At 72.5% G+C, this 21,388-nt stretch carries 15 protein-coding genes; 12 read left to right on the forward strand and 3 right to left on the reverse strand.

All coding sequences use genetic code 11. The features are described from left to right. Nucleotides 1-411: 411 nt before the first annotated feature. Entirely contained in the window at nt 412-594 is a 183-nt protein-coding gene (locus TU31_RS30890) for a tail-anchor membrane protein (RefSeq protein WP_042161392.1), read from the reverse strand. Between the two features lie 147 nt (nt 595-741). Between TU31_RS30890 and TU31_RS30895 the strand changes: the two genes are divergently transcribed. The 7 genes from TU31_RS30895 to TU31_RS30925 all read left to right on the forward strand — a co-directional run bounded on the left by TU31_RS30895 (nt 742) and on the right by TU31_RS30925 (nt 11,933). Next, complete coding sequence (locus TU31_RS30895; RefSeq protein ID WP_042160737.1) at nt 742-3,711, forward strand: SCO1167/SCO6262 family helicase; 2,970 nt, start codon at nt 742-744, stop codon at nt 3,709-3,711. Beyond that, complete coding sequence (locus TU31_RS30900; RefSeq protein WP_245698916.1) at nt 3,708-5,051, forward strand: SWIM zinc finger family protein; 1,344 nt, start codon at nt 3,708-3,710, stop codon at nt 5,049-5,051. Before TU31_RS30895 ends, TU31_RS30900 begins: the two co-directional genes overlap by 4 nt. Nucleotides 5,052-5,187: 136 nt before the next feature. After that, nucleotides 5,188-8,235: a glycoside hydrolase family 2 TIM barrel-domain containing protein gene (locus TU31_RS30905; RefSeq protein WP_042160738.1), complete on the forward strand. Its 3,048-nt coding sequence runs from the start codon at nt 5,188-5,190 to the stop codon at nt 8,233-8,235. 180 nt (nt 8,236-8,415) lie between these two features. Beyond that, nucleotides 8,416-9,336 (forward strand): homocysteine S-methyltransferase, encoded by a 921-nt coding sequence (gene mmuM, locus TU31_RS30910; RefSeq protein WP_042161397.1) that lies wholly within the window; start codon nt 8,416-8,418, stop codon nt 9,334-9,336. 166 nt (nt 9,337-9,502) lie between these two features. After that, the gene (locus TU31_RS30915) at nt 9,503-10,300 is read left to right on the forward strand and encodes a basic amino acid ABC transporter substrate-binding protein (RefSeq protein ID WP_181018708.1); all 798 of its coding nucleotides are present in this window, start codon (nt 9,503-9,505) and stop codon (nt 10,298-10,300) included. A gap of 11 nt (nt 10,301-10,311) precedes the next feature. Further along, complete coding sequence (locus TU31_RS30920; protein WP_042160743.1) at nt 10,312-11,097, forward strand: amino acid ABC transporter permease; 786 nt, start codon at nt 10,312-10,314, stop codon at nt 11,095-11,097. Nucleotides 11,098-11,102: 5 nt separating this feature from the next. Continuing rightward, the gene (locus tag TU31_RS30925) at nt 11,103-11,933 is read left to right on the forward strand and encodes an amino acid ABC transporter ATP-binding protein (RefSeq protein ID WP_042161399.1); all 831 of its coding nucleotides are present in this window, start codon (nt 11,103-11,105) and stop codon (nt 11,931-11,933) included. 163 nt (nt 11,934-12,096) lie between these two features. Here the strand turns inward: TU31_RS30925 and TU31_RS30930 are convergent, their stop codons facing one another. Next, nucleotides 12,097-12,939, reverse strand: coding sequence for a hypothetical protein (locus TU31_RS30930; protein ID WP_042160745.1), 843 nt, complete (start codon nt 12,937-12,939; stop codon nt 12,097-12,099). Between the two features lie 135 nt (nt 12,940-13,074). Between TU31_RS30930 and TU31_RS30935 the strand changes: the two genes are divergently transcribed. Further along, nucleotides 13,075-14,040, forward strand: a complete 966-nt coding sequence (locus tag TU31_RS30935) for an acetylxylan esterase (RefSeq protein ID WP_042160747.1) — start codon at nt 13,075-13,077, stop codon at nt 14,038-14,040. A 22-nt stretch (nt 14,041-14,062) separates the two neighbouring features. On the opposite strand, the gene xylA is transcribed toward TU31_RS30935, so the two are convergent. Further along, a complete protein-coding gene (xylA, locus tag TU31_RS30940) occupies nt 14,063-15,226 on the reverse strand; it encodes a xylose isomerase (RefSeq protein ID WP_042160749.1) in 1,164 nt (387 codons plus the stop codon). A 130-nt stretch (nt 15,227-15,356) separates the two neighbouring features. Between xylA and xylB the strand changes: the two genes are divergently transcribed. The 4 genes from xylB (at nt 15,357) to TU31_RS30960 (ending at nt 21,232) form a co-directional block, all read left to right on the forward strand. Beyond that, nucleotides 15,357-16,787 (forward strand): xylulokinase, encoded by a 1,431-nt coding sequence (xylB, locus tag TU31_RS30945; protein WP_042160751.1) that lies wholly within the window; start codon nt 15,357-15,359, stop codon nt 16,785-16,787. Nucleotides 16,788-16,839: 52 nt separating this feature from the next. Next, on the forward strand, nt 16,840-18,114 hold the full coding sequence (locus TU31_RS30950; RefSeq protein ID WP_042160754.1) for an ROK family transcriptional regulator: 1,275 nt from the start codon (nt 16,840-16,842) through the stop codon (nt 18,112-18,114). A gap of 167 nt (nt 18,115-18,281) precedes the next feature. Beyond that, nucleotides 18,282-19,691: a family 2B encapsulin nanocompartment shell protein gene (locus tag TU31_RS30955; protein ID WP_042160756.1), complete on the forward strand. Its 1,410-nt coding sequence runs from the start codon at nt 18,282-18,284 to the stop codon at nt 19,689-19,691. A 125-nt stretch (nt 19,692-19,816) separates the two neighbouring features. Continuing rightward, nucleotides 19,817-21,232: a family 2B encapsulin nanocompartment shell protein gene (locus tag TU31_RS30960; protein ID WP_042160758.1), complete on the forward strand. Its 1,416-nt coding sequence runs from the start codon at nt 19,817-19,819 to the stop codon at nt 21,230-21,232. Nucleotides 21,233-21,388: the final 156 nt, after the last annotated feature.

A 21,388-nucleotide genomic window follows, 5' to 3' on the forward strand; every position in this document is an offset into this window, starting at 1 on the left:
GTCCTCGGCGCGGGCGACGCGGCTACGTGGGATTGAGCACCCCGGTGTTTGCTCCGGTCCTGCGGGCGGGCCCCGGTACATCCCCTCCGACCGTCCCCCGTTGCCGACTGCCGGACGGTGGCACCGTCCGTAACAGCACCCACGAAGGCCCGCGCCCGGCCTGCGGGGACCAGATGCCTGCCAAGAGGTGCCGCTGCATCGCCGTAACGGTCATCCGCACGGCGGGTCAGCCGCGCACGGACGGTGGTCGGAGGGGATGTCCGGTGCCCCGCCCGCAGGACCGGAGCGAACACCGGGGCTCCCAACCTCTGGGACCAGGGCCGCCCGCGCCGAGGACGGGGTACCGGGCGTCCCCTCCGACCCACCACCCACCCGCCGTAGGCGAACGGCGCCCAGCCACCGGCAACCCCCTCAGCGGCCGAGTTGTTTGCGGCTGACGCGGCGTAGGCGGCGGCGTTGGGAGGAGTCGAGGGTCAGATACGCGACGGCCGGGATTCCGACCATGACCAAGAGGGCCGCCCAGAAGGGCAGCAGCCACAGCAGGATCACTCCCACCGCGACGCCGCCGACCGCGACCTTCGCTTGAGTGGACATCTTCACGCCCCTTCCGCGGCGTATGCCGCGCTCTGTGTACTCCATTGAACGCCGATTTCGCGCCGCAGGTTCCTGCCGGGGGCATGTCGTCCTGTACTCTCGGGCGCTCCAGGAGCGACTAGTCAAATTTGAGGAGTTCGCAAACCCGTGACATCCCTCCCCGCGGCCACCCCCGCTCAGCTCTCCGCGCTCGCGCACTGCGCAGCGGTCTTTCTGCCGTCGGACCCGCCGCGGGCCGGGCGGATCGCGTTCTGGCGGCCTGATGGTGAAAGCGTGGGGGACGCGTCGCTCGGCGTTGCGCTGCCGGATGACGACGGCGGGGTCTCCTTGTGCGAGGTTCCGGCCCTGGTGCTGACGGTGGCCGAGGCGGTGCCGGTGCTCACCCGTGCGCGGGCCGGCGGGGACGCCCATCCGGCCGCCGCCTTCTGGGGGGCCGCGTCCGTATTGGCGCTCCAGCTCGCGGCCCGCGGGCGGATACTGCCGGGGGTCAGTCCGGCCGGGTACGACGCCTGGCGGCTGGGCCCGCTCGATCCGGCGGACCTGGCGCGGCTGCGTGATCTCGCCGCCGCCATGCCGCCGTACGCGCACGCGAGCCCGCTCCCGGACACCGACCCGTTGGAGCTGCCGGAGCCCGAACGGCATGTGCGGGCCTTCCTCGACGCGGTGGCGGACGGGCTGCCGCGCTCCCCCGGCGCCGCTTTGGCCACCGGGGCGCCGGCCTTCGCGGTGACCGCCCCGCAGCACATCCCCGAACAGCGCGCCTGGGCGGCGGAGGTCGCCGCGGGGCATGACGCGGGTGTACGGATCTCACTGCGGGTGGAGGTGCAGGGCGGGGAGCAGGCCGGCGAGGCGGGTGTGCGTCCAAGCCGACTGGTGCGCGGCGGTGTATCCGGGGAGGCCGAGGAGGGTCCCGACGGGGTGCCCTGCACGTTCAGGGCCGTGGTCCAGTTGCACGGTCTCAGCGATCCGGCGCTGGTCGCGGATGCCGCGGAGGTGTGGGCGGGGGCTTCGGCTGCCGGGCAGGCTTTCGGGGCGGGGGCGCGGATGGACGCGCTGCTGACGTTGCGGCGAGCGGCGGCCGCCTGGGCGCCGCTCACTCCGTTGCTGTCCGCGGCGGTGCCCGATGTGCTGGAGCTCGCCGACGAGGAGATCGCCGAGCTGCTCGGGCCGGCCGCCGGTGCGCTGGCCGCCGCGGGGGTGGCGGTGCACTGGCCGAAGGAGCTGGCACGCACGCTGACCGCCCGTGCCGTCGTGGGGCCGCCCGGTGAGGGCGACGGTGACGGGGAGGGGGGACGGGGGACGGGGCTTCCTTCGTTGTTGTCGGCGGATGCTCTGTTGTCGTTCAGCTGGCGGTTCGCGGTGGGGGGCCAGGAGGTCGACAAGGCGGAGCTGGACCGGCTCGCCGAGGCGGGGCGGCCGCTGGTGCGGCTGAACGGTCAGTGGGTGCTGATCGATCCGGCGGCGGTGCGGGCCGCCCGGGACCGGCAGGAACGGAAGATCACTCCGCTCGACGCGCTCGGCGCCGCGCTCACCGGCAGTGCCGAGGACGGGGACGGCGGCCGGGTGGCGGTGGCCGCCTCCGGCTGGCTGGCCCGGCTGCGCGACCGGATCGCCGACCCGGAGGGCGACGCCGCGCCCCTCCGGCAGCCGGCGGCACTCACCGCGACGCTGCGCGACTACCAGATGCGTGGGCTCGGCTGGCTGCACCGGATGACCTCGCTGGGGCTGGGCGCCTGCCTCGCCGACGACATGGGGCTGGGCAAGACGATCACGCTCATCTCCCTGCATCTGCACCGGCAGACCGCTCCCGAGTCGGCCGGCCCCACCCTTGTCGTCTGTCCGGCCTCCCTCATGGGCAACTGGCAGCGGGAGATCGAGAAGTTCGCACCGGGCACACCGGTACGCCGCTTCCATGCCGGGCGGCGCAGTCTGGCGGAGCTGGCGGACGGTGAGTTCGTGCTGACCACGTACGGGACGATGCAGCTCGATGCCGGGAAGCTGGCGGAGGTGGGCTGGGGGCTGGTCGTCGCCGATGAGGCCCAGCACATCAAGAACCCGTTCTCCGCGACCGCCAAGGCGCTGCGGACCCTGCCCGCCAAGGCCCGGGTGGCACTGACCGGTACCCCGGTGGAGAACAATCTGTCGGAGCTGTGGGCGATCCTGGACTGGACGACGCCGGGCCTGCTGGGGCCGCTGGGCCGGTTCCGTACGCAGTATGCGCGGGCCATCGAGGGCGGTGCGGCGGCGGGCCCGGAGGCGGGGGCGGCGGCCGAGCGGCTGGCCCGGCTGGTGCGGCCGTTCCTGCTGCGCCGCCGTAAGTCCGATCCGGGGATCGCGCCGGAGCTGCCGCCCAAGACGGAGACCGACCGTGCGGTGGCGCTGACCAAGGAACAGGCCGGGCTGTACGAGGCCGTGGTGCGCGAGGGGCTCGACGAGATCGCCGGGACGGACGGGTTCGCCCGCCGCGGGCTGGTGGTCAAGCTGCTCACCTCGCTCAAGCAGATCTGCAACCACCCCGCGCAGTACTTGAAGGAGAGCGGCCCGGCGGCGGACGGCCGTGCGGCGGAAGCGGTGCGGATCGTGGGGCGTTCGGGAAAGGTCGAGCTGCTGGACGAGTTGCTGGACAGCATCCTCGCCGAGGGCGCGAGCGTGCTGGTGTTCACCCAGTACGTGCAGATGGCGCGGCTGCTGGAGGGGCATCTGGCGGCGCGCGGGGTGCCGACGCAGTTGTTGCACGGCGGGACGCCGGTGGCCCGCCGGGAGGAGATGGTGCGGCGCTTCCAGGAGGGGGCGCCGCCGGTGTTCCTGCTGTCGTTGAAGGCGGCGGGTACCGGTCTCAACCTCACCAGGGCGGCGCATGTCGTGCACTTCGACCGCTGGTGGAATCCGGCCGTCGAGGCGCAGGCCACCGACCGCGCCTACCGCATCGGGCAGACCCAGCCGGTGCAGGTCCACCGGATCATCACGGAGGGCACGATCGAGGACCGGATCGCCGACATGCTCGCCCGTAAGCAGCAGTTGGCCGATGCGGTGCTGGGGTCCGGCGAGGCCGCGCTGACCGAACTCACCGACGCCGAGCTGGCGGATCTGGTCGCCCTGCGGGGGAACGAGCGATGAACATAGCGGGAGATGAGGGACGGATGTATCTGGACGAGGGGGCTTCCGCCGCCGTTGAGCGGACGTTCGAGGCGTTGCCCGCGGCGCCTGGGCGGGCCTTTGCCCGGAGCTGGTGGGGGCAGGCGTGGCTCAAGGCGCTGGAGGACACCGCACTGGACGGCGCGCAGGTGAAGCTGGGGCGGCGGCATGCGCGGGCCGGTGCGGTCGGTGCGGTGTCGGTGCGTCCCGGCCGGATCACCGCAGTGGTGCAGGACCCGGACCATACGCGGCACCGTTCCGATGTCCTGCTCCAGCAGTTGAGCGCGGCGGACTGGGACCGCTTCCTGGACCTGGTCGCGGACCGGGCCGGGCACATCGCGGCGCTGCTGGACCGTGACATGCCGCCGGTGCTCGTCGAGGATGCCGCCGCGGCCGGGATCGAACTCCTGCCGGGCATCGGTGACCTGGAGCCGGAGTGCAGCTGCGGGGCATGGGACCACTGCGCGCATTCGACCGCGCTGTGCTACCAGTTGGCGCGGCTGCTGGACCAGGATCCGTTCGTGCTGCTGCTGATGCGCGGCCGGGGTGAGCGGGAGCTGCTGGACGAGTTGCAGGCGCGCAGTGCGTCGCGGGCGGAGGGACCGGCGGGCGCGGGCGTGGTGGAGCCTTCCGGTGCGGGGGTGCCGGCGGTCGAGGCGTACGCGGCGCGCGACATTCTGCCGCCACTGCCCGCACCCCCGCCGCCGGTCGCCGCGCCGGGCACCCCGCCGGTGCTCGGTGGCGGCACCCCGCCCGCGGCCGGGGTGGACGTGGCCGCGCTGGAGTTCCTGATCGGGGACGCGGCGGCGCGCGCCCAGCGGCTGCTGGCGGATGCGCTGTCCCCGCGGCATCCGGACGGTCCGCCGCCGCCCGCCCTGACGCCTGCCCAGGATGCGGTGCGGCTGGCGGCGGCCCTCCCCGGGGCGGCCATATCGGCGCGGCTGGCGGCCGGTTCGGGGCGCGATGCACGGGGTCTGGCGTCGGCCGTACGGGCCTGGGAGCTGGGTGGCGCGGCGGGGCTCGCGGTCCTGGAGGAGGACTGGACACCGGAGCCCGAGGCGCTGGCGCGGGCCACCAGCCGGCTGGCGGCCGCGTGGGAGGACGAGGAGACCCGGCCGCGGCTGCGGGTCACCCGTAACCGCTGGACGGTGGTGGGCGGGGCGGCCCAGTTGCGCTACGGGCGGGACGGCCGCTGGTGGCCGTATCGCCGGGAGGGCGGGCGGTGGGTGCCCGCTGGTCCGGCCACGGACGACCCGGCGGGCGCGCTGGCGGGGGTGTCGGCGGATGGGTTGTCGGTGGAGGGGTTGTCCGTGGAGGGGTGAGGAGGGAAGAGGCGCGGCGGGGCGGCCATCGGCCGCCCCTGCCCAATTCCCCCCATCCGCCTGCGCCGTGCCGCCGCTCATGCTTCGCTGAACCGATCCCCCACCGCCCGGCACCTCGCCCGCAGCAGGAGGACCAGTGACCGGCACTTCGCCGCACGCGCCGCACCCCACCTCGTCCGCACCGCCCGCACGGACCCCCGACGAGACGGATGGCGCGCCGCCCCGCCCCGGCAGCCCGCCGTACTACGAGGACCGCTCGCCGGGAAGCGGGGTACTGCCGCCCCGCGCCTGGTACGCGAGCTCGGACGCCGCCCGGATCTCGCTGCACGGCACCTGGCGGTTCCGGCTCTCGGCCCGCGCCACCGCCGAGGACGACTCGTTCACCCGGCCGGACTTCGACGACACGCAGTGGCAGGAGCTGCGGGTGCCCGGCCACTGGCCGCTCCAGGGACGCTTCGCCGCCGAGGGCTCGTACGGGGGCGGGGGCCGGCCGCAGCTCGGCGGGGCGCCCGTCTACACCAACACCGCCTACCCCTTCCCGGTCGATCCGCCGCGGGTCCCGGACGAGAACCCGACGGGTGATCACCGGCGCAGTTTCGATCTGCCCGGCGGATGGGGCGACGGGCCCGCGGTGCTGCACTTCGGCGGGGTGGAGTCCTGCGCCCGGGTCTGGCTCAACGGGGTGGAGCTGGGGCACTTCAAGGGCAGCCGGCTGCCGCACGAGTTCGAGGTCGGGCAGCTGCTGCGGCCGCGCGGCAATGTGCTGGCGGTGCGGGTCCACCAGTGGTCGTCGGGCAGTTATCTGGAGGACCAGGACCAGTGGTGGCTCCCCGGCATCTTCCGGAACGTCTCGCTCCACCGCCGTCCCGAGGGCTCGGTCGCCGACCACTTCGTACACGCCGGATTCGATCACGTCACGGGCCACGGCACCCTGCGGGTGGAGTGCGAACCGGCCGGCCGGGTGACCGTCCCCGCGCTCTGTCTCGATCTGGCGACCGGGGAGAGCGCCACGGTGCCGGTGCGTCCCTGGACGGCCGAGGAACCGCACCTCTACGACGGGGAACTGGTCACCCCGGGCGAGCGGATCCCGCTGCGGATCGGCTTCCGTACGGTCAGCGTCGAGGGCGGACTGCTGACGGTCAACGGCCGGCGGATCCTGCTGCGCGGCGTCAACCGCCATGAGTTCCATCCGCGTTCCGGACGCACCCTCGGGCCGGAGACGATGCGCCGTGATCTTCTGCTGATGAAGCAGCACAACATCAATGCGGTGCGCACCAGCCACTATCCGCCGCACCCCGCCTTTCTGGATCTGTGCGACGAGCTGGGCCTGTGGGTGGTCGACGAGTGCGATCTGGAGACGCACGGTTTCGCCCAGCAGGGCTGGCGGGACAATCCGGTCGACGATGCGCGCTGGGAGCCTGCGCTGCTCGACCGGGCCCGGCGGATGGTCGAGCGGGACAAGAACCACCCCTGCATCGTGCTGTGGTCGCTGGGCAACGAGTGCGGCACGGGGCGCGGGCTGTCCGCGATGGCCGCCTGGATGCGCGAGCGCGACCCGTCCCGGCCGCTGCACTACGAGGGCGACCCCAGCTGCGCCGACACCGATGTCTACTCCCGGATGTACGCCGACCATGCCGAGGTGGAGCGCATCGGGCGCCGTCAGGAGGCCCCGCTGCCCGACCCGGAGCTGGACGCCCGGCGGCGGGCGCTTCCCTTCCTGCTGTGTGAGTACGCCCACGCCATGGGCAACGGTCCCGGCGGACTGAGCGAGTACCAGCGGCTGTTCGAGCGCCATGAGCGCTGCCAGGGCGGTTTCGTCTGGGAGTGGATCGACCACGGGCTGCGGCAGCGAACGGCCGACGGTGAGGTCTTCCACGCCTACGGCGGCGACTTCGGCGAGGAGCTGCACGACGGGAACTTCGTCTGCGACGGGCTGGTCCTGCCCGACCGGGTCCCCTCCCCCGGCCTGCTGGAGTTCAAGAAGGTCATCGAACCGGTGCGGATCGAGGCCGCGAGCGACGACGGCACGGCGGGCGCGGTCCGGATCACCAATCGGTATGACTTCGCCGGCCTGGACCACCTCGTCTTCCGCTATCTCCACGAGGTGGAGGGCGAGCCGCGCGGAAACGGCCGGCTGGCGGTGCCGCCGTTGGCGCCCGGCGCGTCGGCCGTGGTGGAGCTGCCGGCGCCGCCGTGCGCACCGGGCGACGAGGGCGAGGCGATCTGGACGGTCCAGGCCGTACTGGACCAGGACACCGCATGGGCGCCCGCCGGGCACGAGGTCGCCTGGGGCCAGCTCCCGGCCGCGCCGCGCCCCGCCGCCACTCCCCCGGCGGCCACCGCCACCCCGCGCCACGGCGAGGGCAATGTGATCGTCCTCGGTCCGGGGACGTTCGACGCCGCCACGGGAACCCTCGGCTATCTGGGCGGCGTACGGCTCGGCGGGCCCCGGCTGGACGTGTGGCGGGCGCCGACCGACAACGACGAGGCCGCGCCCTGGCAGCCGGGGCCGCGGCCGGCCACCGAGTGGCGGCGGCTCGGTCTGCACCGGATGCGGCACCGCGTCGATGCCGTCGAGACCGGCCCGGGCTCCTTGGTGGTGCGCACCCGGGTCGCCCCGGCCGGCACGCCACTGGCGCTGCGCACGGTCTACCGCTGGACGGCACAACCCGATCTGCTGCGCCTGGAGTTGAGCGTCGGCCCGGAGGGCGACTGGCCGGTTCCGCTGCCGCGGCTGGGGGTGCGGATGCGGGTCTGCGGCAGCCTGGGTCTCGCCACGTGGTTCGGTGGCGGGCCCGGCGAGGGCTATCCGGACACCCGGACCGCCGCCCGGGTCGGCCGCTGGTCGATGCCGGTGGACGCGCTCCAGACGCCGTATGTCCGGCCGCAGGAGAACGGGGCGCGGCCCGGCGTGCGCTGGGCGGAGCTGACCCGTACGGACGGCTCGGGCCTGCGGATCGAGGGTGCCCCGGACTTCTTCTTCACCGCCCGCCGGTGGCCGGACGAGGAGCTGACCGCGGCCCGCCACACCACGGATCTGCGGCCGGGCGAGGATCTGTGGGTCCATCTCGACCACGCGCTGCACGGCATCGGCAGCCAGTCGTGCGGGCCGGGGGTGCTGCCGCAGCACCGGCTGGAGCCGGCTCCGGCGCGCTTCTCGTTCGTGTTCTCGTCGCTGCGCTGAGCCGCGTGCCGCGCCGTGCGCCGGCCGCGCGGTCCCGGCCGGCGCACGCCCCTGCGCGAAGACGCCGGCCGACGGCGTACGCGAAGGCGCCGGCCGGCGCAGGGCACATCCGCCCGGCACTACGATCTTGGGTGAGGCGTGGGTACCCGCGCGTCCCGCAGCACCGAGAGGCTCCGCACCATGGTCAGCACGTTCCCGCCGCTCGCCGACGCCCTCGCCGCGGGGCCGGTCGTCCTCGACGGCGGGCTGTCGAACCAGCTGGAGGCCGCCGGGCACGACCTCAGCGACGCCCTGTGGTCGGCACGGCTGCTGGCCGAGGAGCCCGCGGCCGTCATCCGAGCACATCTGGCGTACTACGAGGCCGGGGCGCAGGTCGCGATCACCTCCAGTTATCAGGCGACGTTCGAGGGGTTCGCGCGGCGCGGCATCGGTGCCGAGCAGGCGGCGGAGCTGCTGGCCCGGAGTGTGGAGCTGGCCCGTGAGGCGGCCGGACGGGCCACGGCCGCCGGGGTCACCGGGCCGCTGTATGTGGCCGCCTCGGCCGGCCCGTACGGCGCGATGCTGGCCGACGGCTCCGAATACCGCGGCCGCTACGGGCTCTCGGTGGCGGAGCTGGAGCGGTTCCACCGGCCGCGGCTGGAGGTGCTGGCGGCGGCCCGGCCCGATGTGCTGGCGCTGGAGACGGTGCCGGACGCCGAGGAGGCCCGGGCGCTGCTGCGGGCGGTGCGCGGGCTGGGTGTCCCGGCCTATCTGTCGTACAGCGTCGCCGGGGACCGGACCCGGGCCGGGCAGCCGCTGGCGGAGGCGTTCGCGGTGGCGGCGGAGGCGGACGAGGTGATCGCGGTGGGGGTGAACTGCTGCGCGCCGGACGACGCGGACCGGGCGGTGCCGCTGGCGGCGCAGGTCACCGGCAAGCCGGTGGTGGTCTATCCCAACAGCGGGGAGCGCTGGGACGCGGCGGCCCGGGCGTGGTGCGGCAGCCCGGAGTTCAGCGCGGACCGGGTCGCCGCGTGGGCCGCGGACGGTGCCCGGCTCATCGGGGGCTGCTGCCGGGTGGGACCGGAGGCGATCGCGGAGCTGGCGGCCGGGCTCGGCCGCTGACGGGCACCGGGAACGGGACCGGCGGCGCTCGCGGCTCCGGACGCGGGCCGAAGGCGTTACACAGACGCAACCGACGGGGCGGCGACAGAGCCCCGGGCCGATGGCAGGATGCAGCCACATCGCAGCATGCACGGCTTGGATGATCTGTATCCGCTCTGGAGGACCAGTGTCCGCTCGCTCCGCGTTGCCTGTCATAGCCGTTGCCACGGCCGTCGTCGTCCTGGCGGGGTGCAGCAGCACCAAGTCCGACGGGAAGAAGGGGTCCGGCGGCCTGGAACTGGTCTCCTCCGGGACCCTGAAGACCTGCACCCACCTGCCGTACGCACCGTTCCAGGTGAAGAAGGACGGCAAGGTCGTCGGGTTCGATGTGGATCTGGTGGATCTGGTCGCCAAGGATCTCGGCGTCAAGCAGGAGATCGTCAACACGCCCTTCGAAGGCATTGAGACCGGCCAGGACTTCACCATCCGCAAATGCGATCTGGCCGCCGCCGGCATGACGATCACGGCCGCGCGGGACAAGGTCATGGATTTCTCCGACCCGTATTTCAATGCCACCCAGGCGCTGTTGACGAAGAAGGGCAAGCCCTTCAAGAAGATCGAGGATCTCAAGGGCAAGAAGCTCGGCTATCAGAAGGCCACCACCGGCGGGATCTACGCCAAGGACCACGGCAAGGGCGTCGAGCTGGTGGAGTTCGAGGATCTGGGGCTGCTGCTGACCGCGGTGAAGTCCGGCCAGGTGGATGCCGGCATCAATGACAACGGGGTGCTCTTCGACTATGTGAAGCAGAACCCGGACACCAAGGTCACCGCGGAATTCAACACGGGTGAGCACTACGGCATCGGCGTACGCACCGGCAATGACGCGCTGCGCAAGAAGATCAACGCGGCGCTGAAGAAGGCGAAATCCGACGGGAGTTACGACCGGATCTACAAGAAGTGGTTCGGCACCACCCCGCAGAGCTGAGGCCGGCCGTTATGTCTGTGTCCAAAAGACAGCGCGCGCGGATCACCCGCGGCGTGCAGTACGGCGTGCTGGTCGCCGCCGTGGTGGTCTTCGCGCTGATCGCCGACTGGCACCAGCTGCGGATGGCGTTCTTCGATGTCGAGGTCGCGAAGGCGCTCTTCCCGGAGATCATCACCACGGCGCTGGTGAACACCGTCCTCTACACCCTGCTCGGATTCGGTTTCGGTCTGGCGCTGGGGCTGGTGCTGGCGCTGATGCGGCTCTCGTCGGTGCCGCCCTACCGCTGGATCGCGGTCACCTATATCGAGTTCTTCCGCGGTATCCCCTGTCTGCTGGTGTTCATCGCGCTCGGCTTCGGGGTGCCGCTGGCCTTCGAGGTCGCGCTCGATATGAACGTCACCGTGATGCTGTCGCTCGGGCTGGTGGGTGCGGCCTATATGGCGGAGACCATCCGGGCCGGCATTCAGGCCGTTCCCAAGGGGCAGACGGAGGCGGCGCGTTCACTGGGAATGTCGCAGGGGCGGGCGATGGCCTCGATCGTGATTCCGCAGGCGTTCCGTATCGTGCTGCCGCCGCTGACCAATGAACTGATTCTGCTCACCAAGGACTCCTCGCTGGTGTATCTGCTGGGTCTTTCCCTCACCCAGTTCGAACTGGCCAACTTCGGCCGGGACGCGCTCAATGAGCACAAGAGCCTGACCCCGATCCTGATCGCCGGGCTGCTCTATCTCGTGATCACCCTCCCCCTCGGCCAGCTGGTCCGTCGGCTGGAGGCCCGTACGGCGAAGGCCAGGTGAGCGGCGTGACGACCGAGCAGGCGGCACCGGAGACGGTGGACGCGAAGGCCATCGACGTACAGGGCCTGCGCAAGGCCTTCGGGGAGCTGGAGGTGCTGCGCGGGATCGACTTCTCGGTGGCGCGCGGTGAGGTGGTGTGTGTCATCGGGCCCTCGGGCTCCGGGAAATCGACCCTGCTGCGCTGTGTGAATCTGCTGGAGGAGCCGAGCGCGGGCCGGGTGGTGGTGGCCGGCACCGAGGTCACCGACCCGGACGTGGACATCGACCGGGTCCGCCGGCGGATCGGGATGGTCTTCCAGTCCTTCAACCTCTTTCCGCATCTGACCGCGCTGGAGAATCTCACCATCTCCCAGCGGCGGGTGCTGCGCCGCGACCGCACGGAGGCGGAGCAGGTCGCCCGTGCCAACCTCGAACGGGTCGGGCTGAGCGACAAGGCGGCCGCCTATCCGGCCCAGCTGTCGGGCGGGCAGCAGCAGCGGGTGGCCATCGCCCGTGCGCTGTCGATGGACCCGGAGCTGATGCTCTTCGACGAGCCGACCTCGGCGCTGGACCCGGAGCTGGTCGGTGATGTGCTGGCGGTGATGCGGGGGCTGGCGCAGGAAGGGATGACGATGCTCGTCGTCACCCATGAGATGAGCTTCGCCCGGGAGGTCGCCGACCGGGTGGTGTTCATGGACGGCGGCGTGATCGTCGAGCAGGGCACCCCGGAGCAGGTGGTGGGGGCCCCGCAGCACGAGCGGACCAGGACGTTTCTGGCGCGGGTGCTGGATCCGGCGGCCGCCGAGGTCGGCGAGGTCGCGGACACCGGCGCCGCGGGCAAGCGGGTGGATCGCTGAGCGGCGGCTGAGCCCTCGGGCACGAGCTGCCGCGGTGCGCACGCCGACGGGGCGGGGGCGGAACGCCGGGTCGTCCGGGCTCCGCCCCCGCCCCGTGGTGGTCCGCCTCGCTCCGTGGTGGTCCGCCCCCACTCTGTGGTGGTCCGCTGCCCTCGGCGGTGGGTCAGGACAGCGGTTTGGTGAGCTTCTTGGTGAGGGAGCGGTTGCCGGTCAGGCTACAGCTGATGGTCTTGATGCCGAGCCGGTAGCCGCTGAGGCTGGGGTACTGGACGTAGGTGCCCTCGGCGGTGCCGGAGGGCTGCTGGGCCGCCTTGCGCTCCAGCTCGTTGCGGCACAGCGAGGCCGCCTTGTTCTGGATGCCCGATTCGGTGGTGAGCCCGGAATCCAGACGGTGCATGGCGACGACCTCGGCGTCGTGCGGGCCGTTGCAGGAGGCTTCGTCGTTGTTGCCGCCGCCGTCCGCGGGGCGGTCGTAGCAGTCGCCGACCTTCAGCAGATAGAAGGGGATCTTGCCGTTGGAGGGCGTCGGCAGGGACTTCTCGAAGTCACTGCCGGTGGGCGTCGCGGTGGGCGTGGGGTCGTCGTAGGGCGTCGGGGACGCGCTCTCGGACGGGGTGGCGCTGGTGCTCGAACCGGACGGCTGGGCACGGTGGTTGCCGCTGTCATCGCTGTTGGCCACCACGAAGATGGTGATGACGGCGGCCAGCACGATCACGCCACCGCCGATGATCGCCGCGATGGTCTTGCCGTTGCCGCCACCGTCGGGCGGGCCGGGGGGCTGCTGCCAGCCGCCGGGGCCGCCCGGTCCGGGCGGGCCATAGCCGCCCGCGGGCGGGCCGTAGCCGCCGGGGGCCTGGCCGCCGGGGGGCGTGCCGTAGCCACCCGGGCCGTATCCGCCCTGACCCTGACCGCCCGGCCCGTAGCCACCGGCCGGCGGGCCGAAGCCGCCCGGAGTGGCGTTGGGCGGCTGGTTCGGCTGATTCGGCGGGGGCGGAGGAAAGCTCATGGCGGAAATGATCGCTTCTTTACTCGGTTTTGCGGTACTCGGTGACCAACCTGGAACAATTCACGTCTGAATTGTCCGGACCCTGGGCACCGTTGGCGACAGACAGCAAGCCAGCCTACGGCCCGGAGGTTCTCCGTGTTCACCGACCTTCCCCTGGACGCGCTGCACACCTACTGCCCGCCGCGTCCGGAGCCGGCCGGCTTTGACGCGTTCTGGCGGCGCACCCTCGTCGAGGCCCGCACGCATGCCCTCGACGCGTGCTTCACCGAGGTCGATGCGGGGCTCGCCCTGCTGCACACCCATGACGTGACGTTCGCGGGATTCGGCGGGCATCCCATCCGCGGCTGGTTCCTGCTCCCGCGCGCGGCCGCCGGACCGCTGCCGTGCGTCGTGCAGTTCCTCGGGTACGGGGGCGGGCGACTGCTGCCGCACGACTGGCTGCTGTGGCCGTCCGCGGGCTACGCCACGCTGGTCATGGACACCCGGGGACAGAGCGGCCCCAACCGGCCCGGTGACACCGCCGATCCGGTCGGCTCCGACAATCCGGGTGTACCCGGCAAGCTGACCCAGGGGCTGCTCGATCCGCACGGCTACTACTACCGGCGGCTGTTCACCGACGCGGTACGGGCCGTGGAGGCGGCGCGCGGCCATGACGCGGTGGACGCCGACCGGGTCGTGGTCGCCGGCCACAGCCAGGGCGGCGCCGCGGCCCTGGCGGTGAGCGGCCTGGTCCCCGGCCTGGCGGGGGCCTTGATCGATGCGCCGTTCCTGACGCACATCCGCCGCGCGGTGGAGGTCACGGACGTCGGCCCGTACGGCGAACTCACCCGCTACTTCGCGGGGGCGCGGGACCGGATCGACACCGCGCTGCACACCCTGGACCACTTCGACGGCCTGAACTTCGCCGCCCGCGCCACCGCCCCGGCGCTCTTCGGCACCGCACTGCGCGACGAGGTGACCCCACCGTCCACCGGTTTCGCCGCCTTCCATCACTACGCGGGCGAGAAGGAACTGAAGGTGTGGCGGTTCAACGCCCATGAGAGCGGCGGCGGTGAGCAGCGGGCCGCCGAAATAGCCTTTCTGCGCGGCCTGCTCGGGTGAGCCGGCCCGGACCCGCCGGCCCTCAGACCGCCCCGAGCAGATGCTCCAACGCCAGCTGGTCCAGGTGCTCGAAGGCCATCCCACGGGCGGCCGCCGCCTCGACGTCGAAGGTCTCGTAGGCGGTGGCATCGGCGAGCAGGCCGGCCAGGCCGTCCTCGGCGGTGGGGCGGCCCAGCTGGTCCAGGCGCGCGGCCCGCAGCGCGTCCTGGACGGCCGGGTCGGACCGGAAGGCCGCCGCGCGCTCCTTGAGGAGCAGATAGTTGCGCATACATCCGGCCGCCGAGGTCCAGACGCCGTCCAGGTCCTCGGTGCGCGGCGGTTTGAAGTCGAAGTGCCGCGGCCCGTCGTAGCCGGCGGTCTCCAGCAGGTCGACGAGCCAGAAAGCGGCACGCAGATCCCCCGCTCCGAAACGGAGGTCCTGGTCGTACTTCATTCCGCTCTGACCGTTGAGGTCGATGTGGAAGAGCTTGTCCGCCCACAGCGCCTGGGCGATGCCGTGCGGAAAGTTCAGCCCGGCCATCTGCTCGTGGCCGACCTCGGGGTTGACGCCGAAGCGCTCGGGGTGTTCCAGCCGCTCGATGAAGGCGAGGGCGTGCCCGACGGTGGGGAGGAGGATGTCGCCGCGCGGCTCGTTGGGCTTGGGTTCGAGGGCGAATTTCAGGTCGTAGCCCTGCTCGGTGACGTACTGGCCGAGGAGGTCGAAGGCCTCCTTCAGCCGGTCCAGGGCGGTCCGTACGTCCTTGGCCGCGCCGGATTCCGCGCCTTCCCGGCCGCCCCATGCGACATAGGTGCGGGCGCCGAGCTCGGCGGCGAGGTCGATGTTGCGGAGTGTCTTGCGCAGGGCGTAGCGGCGGATGTCGCGGTCGTTGGCGGTGAAGGCGCCGTCCTTGAAGACGGGGTGGGTGAAGAGGTTGGTGGTGGCCATCGGGACGATCAGGCCGGTGGCGTCCAGTGCCTGCCGGAAACGTTTGACGGCCGCCTCGCGCTCGATGCCGCCGGCGCCGAACGGGATCAGATCGTCGTCGTGGAAGGTGACGCCGTAGGCGCCGAGGTCGGCGAGGCGGTGCACCGATTCCACCGGGTCCAGGGCGCGGCGGGTGGCGTCCCCGAAGGGGTCCCGGCCCTGCCAGCCGACGGTCCACAGTCCGAAGCTGAACTTGTCCGCGGGCGTGGGCTGACGGCTCATCGCGACTCCCTCGATCATTTCGTCAAGGCACTTTACAAATTCTGCCGCGGCCAAACTAATATGCGACAGCACACCGGGGAACCCCCTGGACCGAGACCATGGATGACGGGCCTCCGAGGGAGAGTGCACGATGGCCGCACAGGCTGCGGGACCGCTGGTCGTCGGGGTGGACAGCTCCACCCAGTCCACCAAGGCGCTGGTCGTGGACGCGGTGACCGGTGAGGTCCTCGCCCGGGGCCAGGCACCGCACACGGTCGGCGGCGGCGCCGGCAAGGAGAGCGACCCACGGCAGTGGTGGCAGGCGCTGGGTGAGGCGCTGGCTCAGTGCGGCGACGCGGTGCGGCAGGCCTCGGCGGTGTCCGTCGGCGGGCAGCAGCACGGGCTGGTCACACTGGACGCGGCCGGCGAGCCGGTGCGTCCGGCCCTGCTGTGGAACGACGTCCGGCCGGCGCCGCAGAGCGAGCGGCTGATCGCGGAGCGGGGCGGTGCGAAGGCCTGGGCGGACCGGGTCGGGAGCGTGCCCGGCCCGGCGTTCACGGTGGCCAAGTGGGCCTGGCTGCGCGAGCACGAGCCGGCCGCGACCGCCGCCACCGCCGCGGTGCGGCTGCCGCACGACTACCTCACCGAGCGGCTGACGGGCGAGGCCGTCACCGATCGCGGCGATGCGTCCGGGACCGGCTGGTGGGCGTCGTCCACCGGGTCCTATGACGCGGAGATCCTGGCGCACGTCGGGCTGGACCCCGCGCTGCTGCCGCGGGTGGCCCTGCCGGGCGAGGCCGCCGGGACCGTACACGCCGGTCATCTCCCGCTGCCCAAGGGCGCGTTGGTGGCCGCCGGCACGGGCGACAACATGGCGGCCGCGCTCGGCCTGGGCCTGCGCCCCGGCCTGCCGGTGATGAGTCTGGGCACCTCGGGGACGGTGTATGCGGTCTCCACCCACCGGCCCGCCGATCCGTCCGGCACCGTGGCGGGCTTCGCCGACGCCCGCGGCGACTGGCTGCCGCTGGCCTGCACCCTGAACTGCACCCTCGCCGTGGACCGGGTGGCGGCGCTGCTGGGCCGCGACCGGGAGGCCGTGGAGGAAGGCGGCGGGGTGGTGATGCTGCCGTACCTGGACGGTGAGCGCACCCCGAATCTGCCCGGCGCCTCGGGGCTGGTGCACGGGCTTCGGCACGACACCACGGCCGGTCAGCTGCTTCAGGCGGCCTACGACGGCGCGGTGTTCACTCTGCTGGAGGCCCTGGACCGGGTCCTGGACGCGGACGCCGCGCCCGATGCGCCGCTGCTGCTGATCGGCGGCGGCGCCCGGGGCCGGGCCTGGCGGGAGACCGTGCGCCGGCTGTCGGGCCGTCCGGTGGTGGTGCCCGAGGCGCAGGAGCTGGTGGCGCTCGGGGCGGCGGCGCAGGCGGCCGGGCTGCTGCTGGAGGAGGATCCGGCGGCGGTGGCGCGCCGCTGGGGGACGGCACGCGGGGCGCAGTACGAGGCGCTGCCGCGGGACGACGCCGCCTGGGAGCGGCTGTCGGCGACGCTCGCCGACGGCACGCCGCTGCTGCGGCCGTGACCGCACCCCCGCAGCCGTGGACCGGCTCCCGTTCGCACCCTTTGGAGGCCCCGTGACCCCGCCCGGCGGCGACACCCAGCACGGCATCCGGCGGCGCAATCTGGCCCGGGTGCTGCGGACCGTGGCCGCGCAGGGCCCGGTCTCCCGGCCGGCGGTCGCGGCACGGATCGGGCTGACCCGGGCGGGGGTGGCGCCGCTCGTCGACGAGCTGTTGCGGGCCGGGCTGCTGGTCGAGACGGGGCGGGCGGCGACCGGCGGCCGGGGCAGGCCGGGCAGTGAACTCGCGGTCAGCGACCGTGGCCCGGCCGGTATAGGGGCCGAGATAGGCGTCGACCACCTGGCGGTGTGCGCGGTCGATCTGCGCGGGCGGGTCCGGGCCAGGGTCGCGGCCGACGCCGCGAACCGGCACCGCGCTCCCGGGCCGGTGCTGCGCCAGCTGTCCGGTCTGCTCGCCGAGGTGACCGCGGAGATGGCCGCCGAGGGCCTGCGGCCGGCGGGGCTGACGGTCGCGGTGCCCGGTCTGGTGGCCCGCGACGCGACGACCGTGGTGCACGCCCCCAACCTCGGCTGGCGGGCGGCCGATCTGGCACCGGGGCTGGCCGGGGTGACGGCCCCGGAGGGCGGCTCGTTCGCCGTCCCGCTCACCGTCGAGAACGAGGCCAACCTCGGTGCGCTGGCCGAACTCCGGCTGGGCGGCGGCGCCGGCCGGCCCGCCCCGCCTCCGGACTTCGTGCATGTGTCGGCGGAGGCCGGGATCGGTGCCGCGGTCGTCGTGGACGGCCAACTCCTGCGGGGCGCCCGGGGCTTCGCGGGGGAGCTGGGTCATGTGCCGGTGTATCCGGAGGGCCCGCCGTGCGACTGTGGCGGCCGTGGCTGTCTGGAGCAGTACGCGGGGGAACCGGCCGTGCTGCGGGCGGGCGGGCTCACCCCCGAGCGGGCGGCGGCACATCCGGGGCCAGGTGCCCGTATCGGTCTGCTGGCGCGCCGGGCCGCCGACGGGGACGCCGCCGTCGTCCGCGCCCTGCACGAGGCGGGGACGGCGCTGGGCATCGCGCTCGCCGGGGCGGTGAATCTGCTCGATCCGCAGGCGGTGGTCCTCGGGGGCGCGCTGGCCGGGCTGGCGCCCTGGGTACTGCCGTCCCTGGAGCGGGAGTTGACGCTGCGGACGGCCGTCACGGCGGAGGCCGGGCGGGCCGGCGGGCCGAGGGTGACGGTGTCCCGGCTGGGCGCCGACGGACCGCTGCTCGGAGCGGCACACGCCGCGCTCCAAGGCGTCCTGGACGACCCCCTCCATTCCTGCGCCCCGGCACACTCTCCCCGGAATTGAGCCCGCTAAACCTTTCCAGGGAGCGGGAATTCCATGCCACCCAATCGAGCGATTGTGCTGATAAAAACAGCACCACTACCTTCGGTTCGGCGGGATGCCGCGGAACTGCCTTGAAACGGGGTTTCGGGGCGGGCCGCATCGCACCGTTCGAGGAGACAGGTGGCACTGTGACCATTGCCGATGAATCGCTGCACGGCACCACGGAAGAGGCCCAGAATTCCAGCCTGAGTACCACCGCGGCGCGGAATTTGGCGACCACCACCAAAACCGCACCACAGATGCAGGGCATCACTTCCCGATGGCTGCTGCGGCTGCTGCCCTGGGTGCAGGTTTCCGGTGGCACCTATCGCGTGAACCGCCGGCTGACCTACACCCTCGGCGACGGGCGTATCGATTTCGACACCAGTGGCAGCGATGTGGCCATCATCCCCGAAGAGCTGCGCGAGCTGCCCGCCCTGCGGGAGTTCACCGATACCGAGGTGCTGGCGGCGCTCGGCGACCGCTTCACCCAGCAGGAATACGCGCCGGGTGAACTCATCGGTGAGGCCGGCGGGCCGGGCGACCGGCTGGTGTTGCTGGTGCACGGCCGGGTGGACCGTATCGGCACCGGCAAATACGGCGAGGACACGGTGCTCGAAGCGCTGGCCGGCGGGGATCACCTCGGCGACGAGCCGCTCACCGACCCCGAGGGGACCTGGCAGTTCAGCTATCGGGCGGTGACCCGGGTGACCGTCATGACGCTGTCCCGGCAGGCCGCACAGGAGATCATCGACCGCTCCCCCGGGCTGCGCGAGCATCTGGCCGCGGCCGGCCAGGGCACCGCGCAGCCGACGAACGCGAGCGGGGAATCGGCGGTCTCCGTCGCCTCGGGGCACCAGGGCGAGCCGTCCCTCCCCGGCACCTTCGTCGACTACGACGTCACGCCCCGGGAGTACGAACTCAGCGTCGCGCAGACCGTGCTGCGCACCCACAGCCGGGTCGGCGACCTCTACAGCGATCCGATGAACCAGGTGGAGGAGCAGCTCAAGCTGACCATCCAGGCGCTGCGGGAGCGCCAGGAACACGAGATGATCAACAACCCCGAGTTCGGGCTGCTGCACAACGCCGACCTCAAGCAGCGCATCCACACCCGCACCGGCCCGCCCACCCCCGACGACCTCGACGATCTGCTCGCGACCGTCTGGAAGGACCCGGGCTTCCTGCTCGCCCATCCCCTGACGATCGCCGCCATCGGGCGGGAGTGCAGCGCCCGCGGGCTCTATCCGACCGCGGTCGATTTCATGGGGCATTCGCTGCCCTCCTGGCGCGGGGTGCCGATTTTCCCGTGCAACAAGATTCCGGTGACGAAGGAGCGGACGAGTTCGGTGCTGCTGCTGCGCACCGGCGAGGAACAGCAGGGTGTCGTCGGCCTGCATCAGACCGGAATTCCCGATGAATACGAGCCGGGCCTCTCGGTGCGTTATATGGGCCTGGACGACCGGGCGGTCATCAAGTATCTGGTCAGCGCCTATTATTCGGCGGCCATTCTGGTGCCCGATGCGCTGGGTGTTCTCGACGACGTACAGATCGGCCACTGAACGACCTCCGGCGGAAAAGCGACCGCGCCCCGGCAGCGGCATTTCCCGCCGTCCTGGCGCGCGGGCATTTCCGCGCACCGCACCGATCTACGCACAGCACAGACAAGAACAGGTGAGCCTTCCTCATGACCACATCGGTGGACCCGACATCCGGCCCGCAGGCGTCCGCGCCCGAGCAGACCCGCTCCAGCCTGGACACCGCGGCAGCGCGCAAGCTGGCGACCACGACCAAGACCGTGCCGCAGATGCAGGGGATCTCCTCCCGCTGGCTGCTGCGCATCCTGCCCTGGACGCAGGTCTCCGGCGGTGCGTACCGCGTCAACCGGCGGCTTACCCACACCCTCGGTGACGGTCGGGTGGAGTTCGTCTCGACCGGGTCCGAAGTCCGGGTGATTCCGGCGGAGTTGCGCGAGCTGGCACCACTGCGCGGCTTCGCCGACTCCGCGGCGCTGGAGGCGCTGGCGGACCGGTTCGTCCAGCGCGAGTTCGCGCCCGGTGATGTGCTCGCCCGGGCGGGCGGGCCCACCGACCGGATCGTGCTGATCGCCCACGGCAAGCTCGACCGTATCGGCACCGGCAAGTACGGCGACGAGACCGTGCTGGGGGTGCTGGCCGACGGTGACGCGATCGGTGCGGCGGCGCTGCTGACCGCGGACGCGGAGTGGGAGCACTCCGTACGGGCGGTGACCCGGGTGACCGCGCTGACCCTGTACCGCAGTGACCTGGAGGAGGTGCTGGGCCGCTCGGAGTCACTGCGCACCCACCTCGCGGACGTCGGTGCGGCGCTGGTGCCGGCGCAGAACAAGCACGGTGAGGCGGCCATCGAACTCGCCGCGGGCCATGTCGGCGAGCCGATGCTGCCGGGCACCTTCGCCGACTACGAACTGGCGCCGCGGGAGTACGAACTCAGCGTGGCCCAGACGGTGTTGAAGGTGCATTCGCGAGTCGCCGACCTCTACAACGACCCGATGAACCAGCTGGACCAGCAGCTGCGGCTGACCGTGGAGGCGCTGCGGGAGCGCCAGGAGCACGAGATGGTCAACAACCCCGAGTTCGGGCTGCTGCACAACGCCGACCTCAAGCAGCGCATCCACACCCGCAGCGGCCCGCCCACCCCCGACGACCTGGACGAGCTGATCTCCCGGCGCCGTAAGACGCAGTTCCTGCTGGCGCATCCGCGGACGATCGCGGCCATCGGGCGGGAGTGGAACGCCCGGGGCATCTATCCCACCACCGCGGAGGTCGAGGGCAGCACGGTCCGTGCCTGGCGGGGCATTCCGCTGCTGCCCTGCAACAAGATCCCGGTCACCCCGGACCAGACCAGCTCGATCCTGGCGCTGCGGGTCGGCGAGGAGAACCAGGGCGTGGTCGGACTGCACCAGACCGGCATCCCCGACGAGTACCGTCCCGGCCTCTCGGTGCGCTTCATGGGGATCAATGACCAGGCGGTCATCAATTACCTGGTCAGTGCCTACTATTCGGCGGCGGTGCTGGTGCCGGACGCCCTGGGCATTCTGGAGGACGTCGAGATCGGCCACTGACCGGCGGGGTCCACGCACCCGGGTGCCGCGTCCGCGAGCGGCCGTCAGCGCCGGCGGCGTGGCACCCGGGTGACGTCCGATCAGGTATCCCGCGCCCCTCCTGACCTGCGCCGTTCTGCCTTTGGTCGAGCCATTGGCAGAACGGCCATTCCCTTG

Source organism: Streptomyces lydicamycinicus (assembly GCF_000829715.2).
Taxonomy (GTDB): Bacteria; Actinomycetota; Actinomycetes; order Streptomycetales; family Streptomycetaceae; genus Streptomyces; species Streptomyces lydicamycinicus.